Annotated in this window: 9 protein-coding genes; 4 read left to right on the top strand and 5 right to left on the bottom strand. The window is 64.3% G+C overall.

The window, feature by feature from the left end; genetic code table 11:
- Nucleotides 1-95 precede the first annotated feature (95 nt).
- Nucleotides 96-737 carry a class I SAM-dependent methyltransferase gene (locus AAFP05_RS05235; RefSeq protein WP_341728800.1) on the bottom strand — a complete coding sequence of 214 codons (642 nt, stop codon included), beginning with the start codon at nt 735-737 and terminating at the stop codon, nt 96-98.
- Nucleotides 738-804: 67 nt separating this feature from the next.
- On the opposite strand from AAFP05_RS05235, the gene dapA reads away from it, so the two are divergent.
- Together dapA and AAFP05_RS05225 are read left to right on the top strand one after the other, a co-directional pair.
- Nucleotides 805-1,686 carry a 4-hydroxy-tetrahydrodipicolinate synthase gene (dapA, locus tag AAFP05_RS05230; RefSeq protein WP_341728799.1) on the top strand — a complete coding sequence of 294 codons (882 nt, stop codon included), beginning with the start codon at nt 805-807 and terminating at the stop codon, nt 1,684-1,686.
- A gap of 9 nt (nt 1,687-1,695) precedes the next feature.
- Nucleotides 1,696-2,130, top strand: a complete 435-nt coding sequence (locus AAFP05_RS05225) for a sec-independent translocase (protein ID WP_341728798.1) — start codon at nt 1,696-1,698, stop codon at nt 2,128-2,130.
- A 24-nt stretch (nt 2,131-2,154) separates the two neighbouring features.
- On the opposite strand, the gene AAFP05_RS05220 is transcribed toward AAFP05_RS05225, so the two are convergent.
- From AAFP05_RS05220 to AAFP05_RS05210, 3 genes are read right to left on the bottom strand one after another with little or no spacing between them, the layout of a single operon-like run.
- On the bottom strand, nt 2,155-3,342 hold the full coding sequence (locus AAFP05_RS05220) for a P-loop NTPase (protein ID WP_341728797.1): 1,188 nt from the start codon (nt 3,340-3,342) through the stop codon (nt 2,155-2,157).
- A 32-nt stretch (nt 3,343-3,374) separates the two neighbouring features.
- Nucleotides 3,375-3,926 carry a DUF1003 domain-containing protein gene (locus AAFP05_RS05215; RefSeq protein WP_341728796.1) on the bottom strand — a complete coding sequence of 184 codons (552 nt, stop codon included), beginning with the start codon at nt 3,924-3,926 and terminating at the stop codon, nt 3,375-3,377.
- Nucleotides 3,919-5,199, bottom strand: a complete 1,281-nt coding sequence (locus tag AAFP05_RS05210) for a PRC-barrel domain-containing protein (protein ID WP_341728795.1) — start codon at nt 5,197-5,199, stop codon at nt 3,919-3,921. Before AAFP05_RS05210 ends, AAFP05_RS05215 begins: the two co-directional genes overlap by 8 nt.
- A gap of 22 nt (nt 5,200-5,221) precedes the next feature.
- Here AAFP05_RS05210 and AAFP05_RS05205 point away from each other — a divergent pair, with 22 nt between their 5' ends.
- Nucleotides 5,222-6,163 carry a CoA ester lyase gene (locus tag AAFP05_RS05205; RefSeq protein WP_341728794.1) on the top strand — a complete coding sequence of 314 codons (942 nt, stop codon included), beginning with the start codon at nt 5,222-5,224 and terminating at the stop codon, nt 6,161-6,163.
- A gap of 44 nt (nt 6,164-6,207) precedes the next feature.
- Nucleotides 6,208-7,065, top strand: coding sequence for a general stress protein (locus AAFP05_RS05200; protein ID WP_341728793.1), 858 nt, complete (start codon nt 6,208-6,210; stop codon nt 7,063-7,065).
- A 12-nt stretch (nt 7,066-7,077) separates the two neighbouring features.
- On the opposite strand, the gene AAFP05_RS05195 is transcribed toward AAFP05_RS05200, so the two are convergent.
- On the bottom strand, nt 7,078-8,541 hold the full coding sequence (locus tag AAFP05_RS05195; RefSeq protein ID WP_341728792.1) for an aminopeptidase P family protein: 1,464 nt from the start codon (nt 8,539-8,541) through the stop codon (nt 7,078-7,080).
- Nucleotides 8,542-8,754 lie beyond the last annotated feature (213 nt).

Here is an 8,754-nt window from a genome sequence, read left to right as displayed (position 1 = left end):
CGGACGTCATGAGAACGGGGCCGGCCCCCCCGGGGGCCGGCACCGTTCTCATTGTTGGTGTCGATGGGCGTGGTTGGTGACTATGGATGATCAGCTCACTTCTTGACCGCAGCAAGCAGACCTTCGCCCAATGGCAGCAACACCGGGGCGAACACCTCCGACTCCTGCACAGCGGTCAAAGCCTCGCGGATGATGACGGTCTCATCGGACTCGTCCGACGGATCGGCGACCAATCCCTGCCACAGCGCATCGTTGATCACAGCGACCCCGCCGGAGCGCAAGAGTCGCTCGGCCTGAGCGACGTACTCGACATACTCAAGCTTGTCGGCGTTGATCAGCACCAGGTCGTAGGCGGCGTCACGGAGATTGTTCAGCACGTCGAGCGGATGTCCCGAGATCAGCCGGAAACGCTGCGAAGGGATGTGATGATCGCGGAAGGCCTGCTTCGCGTCCAACTGCCAGTCGACCTCCGAATCGATGCTGGTGAGCACACCCGCGGGATTCATGCCCTCGAAGAGTGCCAGTCCGGTCGTCCCGGTGCCGGTGCCGATCTCGACCACGGCCGCGGCATCAAGCACACGTGCCAAGAAGGTCAGCGCAGTGGTGACTCCGTTGGACGGAGCAGGCGCATCGCTGGTGATCGCATTGCGCCGGGCTGTGCTGACTTGATCAGGTGCGGGAACGTAGTCTTCGGCGAAGGCGACCGAACGCGGGTCGAGCACGAAATTCTCACTCACACGCGCCAGCCTACTTGCTGAACTGACCGAAAACTCGCCAACCGCCGCGCACGTCTATCATGGTGCCATGACTCAACCCGTGTTTGGCCGGCTCGCGACTGCCATGGTGACTCCTTTCAATGCTGAGGGAGCGGTAGACCTGGCGAAGTGCCGCGAACTGGCCGTCCGGCTGGTAGATGAGCAACGAAACGACATTGTTCTGGTCAACGGCACCACCGGGGAGGCGCCGACCACCACCGACCAGGAGAAGGCCCAGATCGTCGCGGCCGTGATCGAAGCGGTCGGTGATCGCGCCCAGGTCCTTGCGGGGGTCGGCACCAACGACACTGCGCATTCGGTCGAACTCTGCCGCCAGGCAGCCGCCGCCGGCGCTGACGGGCTGCTGGCGGTCACCCCTTATTATTCGCTGCCGCCGCAGGACGCGATCGTCGCGCACTTCGAGACGCTGGCCGGCTCAACCGATCTGCCGATGGTGCTCTATGACATCCCGCATCGGGCAGGTCGTCCGATCGAGACGGACTCGCTGATTCAGCTCGCGAAACATCCCAACATCGTCGCGGTCAAGGACGCCAAGAACGACATCGCCGCCTCTGCCCAGGTGCTGGCGGCGACCGACCTCGAGTACTTCGCCGGCGATGATGCGAAGCTGCTGCCGTTGCTGGCGATCGGTGGCGTTGGTGTCATCGGCACTTCGACGGTCTTCACCGGACGCCGCACCGCCGAGATCATCGATGCCTGGCTGGCCGGCGATCAGGCTGGTGCGTTGCGCATCTACCGAGAGCTGTTGCCGGTCTACACCGGGGTATTCGCCACGCAGGGTGTGATGATGGTGAAGGCCGGGCTGGCCCATCTGGGATTCGATGTCGGTAGCGTGCGTGCGCCGCTGCTGCCGGCATCCGAGGCTCAAGCCGCACGCTTCGCGGAGATTCTGGATAGCTCGGCCCTGTAGGCGACAGGCGTGATCCCGCAGGAGTTGTTCGGTATCGGCGCCAGCGAGCTGGTCTTCTTGCTGGTCGTCGGTGTCATCATGTTCGGTCCCGACAAGCTGCCCGAGCTGAGCCGCAAAGCGGCTCGGTTGGTGCATTTCGCCCGGGGCTTCGCGAATCAGGCGATGGGTACCTTGCGCAGCGAGTTGGGACCCGAATACAAGGATCTTCAGCTGTCCGACCTCAATCCGAAGACGCTGGTGCGTAAGACCCTGCTGTCCGATATCGGCGAGGATCTTGATGGTCTCAGGCGCGAATTGGATGGTGTGCGCAACGACCTCACGGGTGTCGCCACCGACATCAACCACGAGCTACGCTCCGAAAGCATGGCTGCAGCGCTGCCCACCGCCGTGTTGTCGTCCGAGCCGCACGCGCTCATCGTTCCCTGGGACGACGAGGCCACGTAGCTGGGCCGATGCGGTGCTGTGCAGCTAGCCGTTGACCTTCAGGCCCAGAGGCTTGCCGATCAGTGAGGCCTTTGTTTCGATCAGGTGTTCGGCCACGATGGCGATCGCCTGGGCGGCGGTTGAATCGGGTTGCGCGATGACCACGGGCGCATTGATCTCGGCGCCGGCCCCCAGGGCGTAGTCCATCGGGATCTGCGTGAGCAGCGGAACCTCGCGGGCGAGCCGGTCGCTCAACGCGTCCGCGGTCTGCTGCCCGCCGCCGCTACCGAAGAGTTCGACGCGGTGTTCCTTGCCGCAATGCGGGCAGGTGGTCTCGAACCAGCTCATGTTCTCGATCACGCCGATGACGTTCTGGTGCAGCATCGACCCCATCGTGCCGGCTCGTTCACTCACCCACGACACGCTGGGCTGCGGAGTGGTGACCACGATCATGTCGCTGCCGGGCAGCTTCTGGCCGATCGACATCGCCACATCGCCGGTGCCGGGCGGCAGATCGATGAGGAAGAAGTCGAGATCTCCCCAGAAGACCTCGGCCAGCAGCTGGGTGAGTGCACGGTCGAGAATCGGGCCGCGCCAGGCGATCACCTGATCACGGGACTCCTTGAGCATGCCCATGCTGATCACCTTGAGCACGGCCTTCTTGCCGTCGGCGCTGACATACTCAACCGGGACCGGCATGATCATCGAGTCGACCATGGTCGGACGAGCGGCCTCGGGGATGCCGAGCAGATCGGGAACCGAGTGGCCGTAGATGTCGGCGTCCAGCAGGCCGACGCTGAAACCCTCCTTGGCCAGTTCCAGCGCCAGGTTGACTGTCATCGAGCTCTTGCCCACGCCGCCCTTGCCGGAGGCGACCGCGACCACCCGGGTGCGCGAGCCGGGTTGCGCGAACTGGATCACCGGAGTGGGCGCGCCGCCGCGCAGCTTCTCGGTGAGCTTGGCCCGCTGCTCGGCACTCATCGCGCCGACCCGCAGCTGGAGCCCGGTGACGCCCGGAACCTTGTTGACGGCATTGGTGACATCCTGCTCGATGGTGTTGCGCAGCGGGCAACCGGCAACCGTCAACAATATGGTGACCTGCACGACGCCGGCGTCATCGATGGCGAGTTCGTCGACCATGTCCAGATCGGTGATCGGCCGCCGGATCTCCGGATCGATCACGGTGGACAGCGCTTCGCGTACGTGGCTGAGTATCGGGTTGGTTTGCGTCACGGCATCATCACTACGCGAACCCGTCGTCAGTTTCAAGCCGGTTCGGATTGGGTTGGGCTTATCTCGCCATCCGGCCGTTCGTCGGCGGCCTCGATCTCGGCGAGTAAGTCGCGCAACTGGTCCCGCAATTCCCCTCGGACGAAGTCGCGGGTCGACAGTTCTCCCATATTCGTCCGCAAGGCGGCGATCTCGCGAGCCAAGAAATCCATGTCGGCACGGCTCTGCCCGGCAACGCGGCGGTCCTCGTCCAGGCTCAGGCGGTCGCGGTCCTCCTGACGATTCTGAGCGAGCAGAATCAGCGGGGCCGAATAGGAGGCCTGGGTGGAAAAGGCCAGATTCAGCAGAATGAAGGGGTAGGGGTCCCATTTCCATCCGAAGATGCCGACGACGTTGAGCAGGATCCACAAGAAGACGAGGACCGTCATTCCCATCAGGAACCCGGGACTGCCCATCGTTCGGGCGATCCATTCGGCGAAACGCCCGAACCAGTCCTCGTCGAAACGCAGCCAGCGCGGCCGGATGATGGATGAACGCCGCCCTGGTGTACTCAGCCGGTCCTCGTCGCGGCGATTAGCCTCAGCCATGGTCGACCTCCCTCAGATCTGATTCGTTGCCCTCCATCTGATCGCTGCGCCAGTCGTGGGGCAGCATGTGGTCGAGCAGATCGTCGACGGTTACCGCGCCCACCAGCTGATGGTTGTTGTTGATCACCGGCGCGATCACCAGGTTGTAGGTGGCGAAGTAACGGCTGACCTGCGAGATATCTGCGCTGGTCAACAGCGGCTCGAGGTTTGAGTCGATCATCTGGCCGATCTGCAGGCTGGGCGGTTCACGCAACAGCCGCTGCACGTGCACACCACCGATATATCGTCCCGACGGGGTGTCATGGGGTTGTCTGGTGACGAAAACCATCGACGCCAGCGCCGGCGTCAGTTCTTCGGAGCGCACCCGGGCCAGTGCTTCGGCGACGGTGTTGTCCGCGCCGAGCACAACCGGCTCCGGGGTCATCATGCCGCCAGCTGTCAGTTCCTCGTAGATCAGCAGGCTGCGGACATCGGCAGCTTCCTCGGGTTCCATTCGGTCGAGCAGCTCTTCGGCGAATTCGCTCGGCAGGTCGTTGATGAGGTCGGCGGCATCGTCAGGGTCCATCTCTTCCAGCACGTCGGCCGCGCGCTCGATGGTCAACGATTGCAGCAGCTCCACCTGCTCGTCCTCGGGCAGTTCTTGGAAGGCATCGGCAAGCTGCTCATCGTCGAGGGCGCTGGCGACCTCAGCGCGACGCTCCGGGTCCATGTCGTAGAGTTCCCGGGCAACATCCGCGGGCTTCATATCGGCCAGCTGAGCGAGCTTCGTGTCGGTGGTCTGCTCGGCGTCCATCACCTGGCCGCCGACTAGTGACCAGGGTTCGACCGTCATCGGGCCCTTGCTGGTGGTGGGCAGCCCGAATCGCCTGGTGGTGGTGACCTCGCGGAGTGCGACCTCGCTGAGTTCCCAGTCACGGCTGCGGACCTCGGACATCGCAACGTCGAAGATGAGCGACGGTTTACCATCGAGCGTGATGGCGCGATCAAAGAGATCGTCCATGACCAGGATTTCGGAGGCGCGTCTGATGAAACGGCGGGTGTCGATCACACCGATGATCGACACCTGGGTGGGGTCGATGGCGTGCACCCGCGTCATCGGCACGAAGATGCGTCGTCTGGCGAACAATTCGACGACGAAGCCCCGCACTCTCGGCCGCCCCGCCAGCCGGGCCTGGACGACGACATCGCGCACCTTGCCCACCTGGTCGCCGGAAGCGTCCATGACCTGCAATCCCTGCAGGCGGCTGATGAAAACCGAAGACGGATTGCTCACGCGCAAAGCCTAGACTGGCTCCATGACCAAGACGCAACAGGCTCGACCCTTTCGCGCGCGTCGCACGGTATTGGCCGTCCCTGGCAGCTCCGAACGGTTCATCGCAAAGTCGCGGGATCTGAGTGTCGACTGTCTGTTTCTCGACCTTGAGGACGCAGTAGCGCCAGCCGCGAAAGTCGCGGCCCGTGACACCATCGTGGCCGCGCTGAACGGCGGCTCCTGGAAAGCCCCCACGGTGACCGTGCGGGTGAATGCCTGGGACACGCCGTGGACCACCGGGGATGTGATGAGTGTGGTCAGCGGGGGTGGCACCCACATTGATGCTCTGGTGCTGCCGAAGGTGACCTCGGCCGAGCAGGTGGTCGCCCTCGATCTGGTGGTGAGCCAGGTGGAGGCGTCCTCGGGACTGGAGGCCGGCCGGATCGGCTTCGAACTACAGATCGAGGAGGCCCTCGGGCTGCAGCGTGTGGACGAGATCGCCGCCGCGAGTGCCCGCACCGAGACGCTGGTCTTCGGGCCCGGCGACTTCATGGCGTCCATGGGCATGCGGGGTCTGTCGGTCGGCAGCCAGCTCGCCGGTTATGACGCGGACGCTTTTCATTACGCTCTCAGCCGGATTCTCATTGCCGCCCGAGCCAACGGGCTGCAGGCCCTGGACGGCCCCTATGTCTCGATCCGTGATCTGCCGGGATTCAAGACCTCCGCTGCGAAGGCGGCCGCGCTGGGCTATGACGGCAAGTGGGTGGTTCATCCCAGCCAGGTTGAGGCGGGAAACGAGATTTTCACCCCGGACGAGGCACAGATCGAGCGTGCCGAGCGGATCGTTGCGGCTTATGCCGCAGCAGGTCGGGCAGACGGCGGCGCTGTCGGCGCGATCGTGGTGGACGACGAGATGGTCGACGAGGCGGGATACAAGGTGGCACGCGCGCTGCTGGCGAAGGTGGGTCACAGCGGCCAGGTGTAGGGATTGCCTACTAGGCTGAACCACGGAGGTCGATCGCTATGTCCATGAACCAGCAACCGCCGAAGTCGGCGCGCGAAATCATTAAGTTGAAGCGCCCGATGTCGGTCGCTATCTACGACGACTACACCGACGCCGCCCATGCCGTCGACTATCTCGCCGACCGGCAGTTCCCGGTTGCCACGTTGGCCATCGTCGGCACCGATCTCAGGAGCGTCGAACGGGTCACCGGAAGCATGAGCTGGGGCAAGGTGCTGGCCGCGGGCTTCGTGCAGGGCGCGATGTGGGCGGGCATGTTCGCGATCATCATGTGGGTCTTGCAGCCGGGCACGACGAACCTGCTGAATCTGCTGCTGATGGGCCTGCTCGGGTTTGGGCTCGTCGGCATGGCGATGTCGGCGCTGCAATACCGTATCCGCGGCTCCGACCGCGATTACACCTCGACCACGGCAATCATCGCGACCCACTACGAGGTACTGGCCGAGGCCGAATACGCAGACCGAGCACGCGGGCTGCTGAGCGGTGGCTCGCTGCACCAGGCTCGCCAGGTTGCAGTCGCGCCGCCTACCGAGTCGATGGTGCCGCCCCCTCAGCAGGCCGATCTCGACAAGTTGCCGCCGCCCGCCTGGCCGCCGTCTGCTGTCGGTGAATCTTCGCAGCCCACGGCAGAACAGACCGTCCAATTCCCGCCGATCGCAGCAAGCGGAGGGCCGGATTCCCACGGAGCGTCCAACCTGTCGTACGGGCAGTACTGGAAGGAAGGCGATGCACCTGGCATCGGCGACCTGCCGAAGCGTTTCGGTGAGGCCGACACACCCGCGGACACGACCACACCTGAAAACGGGGACCAGGCCGAAGCCCAGTCCCCGCGTAGAGGCGATTCTCCCGAATCGGCCGGTAACTGATCCGGCCCGGGTCTATGCCTGGCTCAGCAGCCCGGCCATCCACGCCTCGACATCGGCGGACTCGCGAGGCAGCTGATCGCTGAGGATCTCGCAGCCGTCCTCGGTGATCAGGATGTCATCTTCGATGCGCACGCCGATGCCGCGTAGTTCGGCCGGCACCATCAGGTCGGTCGACTTGAAGTAGATACCCGGCTCGACGGTGATCACCATGCCCGGTTTCAGCGGGCCTCGGTAGTCTTCGCGTAGCGCCTGCGCACAGTCATGCACATCGAGCCCGAGGTGATGACTGGTGCCATGCACCATCCAGCGCCGGTATTGGCCGCCGTCGGTGGGGTCGAGGGCCTCTTCGGCGCTCACCGGCAAGACGCCCCACTCGGCCAGCTTGTGCGCGATCACGGTGATGGCCGCTTGGTGTACATCCGAGAACAGGGCTCCCGGCTTAGCGGCCTCGAACCCGGCCTGCTGGGCAGCCCGGACGGCGTCGTAGACCTTTCGCTGAGCATCGGTGAAGCGGCCAGTGACCGGCATCGTCCGAGTCACGTCGGCGGTGAAGAGGCTGTCGAGTTCGACTCCGGCGTCCATCAGCAGCAGATCGCCGGGGTGCAGGTCACCGTCGTTGCGGATCCAGTGCAGGGTGTTGGCGTGGTCGCCGGCCGCAGCGATGGTGTCATAGCCCACCGCATTGCCCTGATGGCGGGCGTGCAGACCGAAGACGCCCTCGACCCAGCGCTCGCCACGCTTCTTGCCGACCGCGTTCGGCAGTTCCCGGACGACTGCTTCGAAGCCGACCGCGGTGGCACGGCAGGCCTGACGCAATTGCTCGACCTCGAAATCGTCCTTGATCAGGCGCAGTTCGCTCAGTGTGACGACCAGTTCGGCATCTTGCTTGTCGCCGCGTCCGCGCCAGGCATCCAGCTTGTTGGCGAGCTTCGGATCGGTCTCGCGCAGCATCCGCGTCGGTGTCTGCGAGGCCATTTTCTGTAGCGCCGGCTCCAAGTCATCGATGCTCGCCGTTGCCAACTGCGCCAAGGCGGCCATCTCTTCCAGCGATTCGCGCTGGCCGACCCACATCTCGCCATAGCGTGAATCGCCGTAGAATTCTTCGTCGCTGCGCGGCACCCGCGGATGGAAATAGAGGGTGGACTTGTGACCACCGGCGGCAGGCTCCATCACCAGCACCGCGTCCGGTTCTCGGTCGGTCCCCAGCCCGGTCAGCCAGGTGAACGCCGAATGCGGACGAAAGGCGTAGTCACAGTCGTTGCTGCGGGGCTTGAGACCACCAGCTGGAATGATCAGGCGCTCGCCGGGGTACTTCTCGGAGAGCTTCTTGCGATGTGCCGCTGCTGCCACGACGCCCGGTAGCGGAACGGGAAGCTCACTGCTGTAGGGAGCCCAGTCGTCGCAGATGAACTGCTTGAACGCCTCTGAGAAGCTCGCTTGCCGATTGGACAAGGCCGGTTTCTCACCGTTAGCCATGGAATCCTCCGAATGCACGTTTTTGGGCAGTGACTTGTTTCGATCGTACTCGGGCGCGTGACGGACGATTCGTCCGATTGTCGGCCCGTTGGTCGATCTTGTGGCAGCGGTCCGGGGCCCAGCGGCATGACGCGTGTCCGAGGTTGGCCGAACTGCGTCTAAGCTTCTGGCAACGAAAGGTTTCATCGATGCAAGCTGATTCCGGTGCGCAAC

Origin of the sequence: Brooklawnia sp. (assembly GCF_032229645.1) — a bacterium.
GTDB lineage: Bacteria > Actinomycetota > Actinomycetes > Propionibacteriales > Propionibacteriaceae > Brooklawnia.
This window is presented reverse-complemented; position numbering and strand designations above follow the sequence as displayed.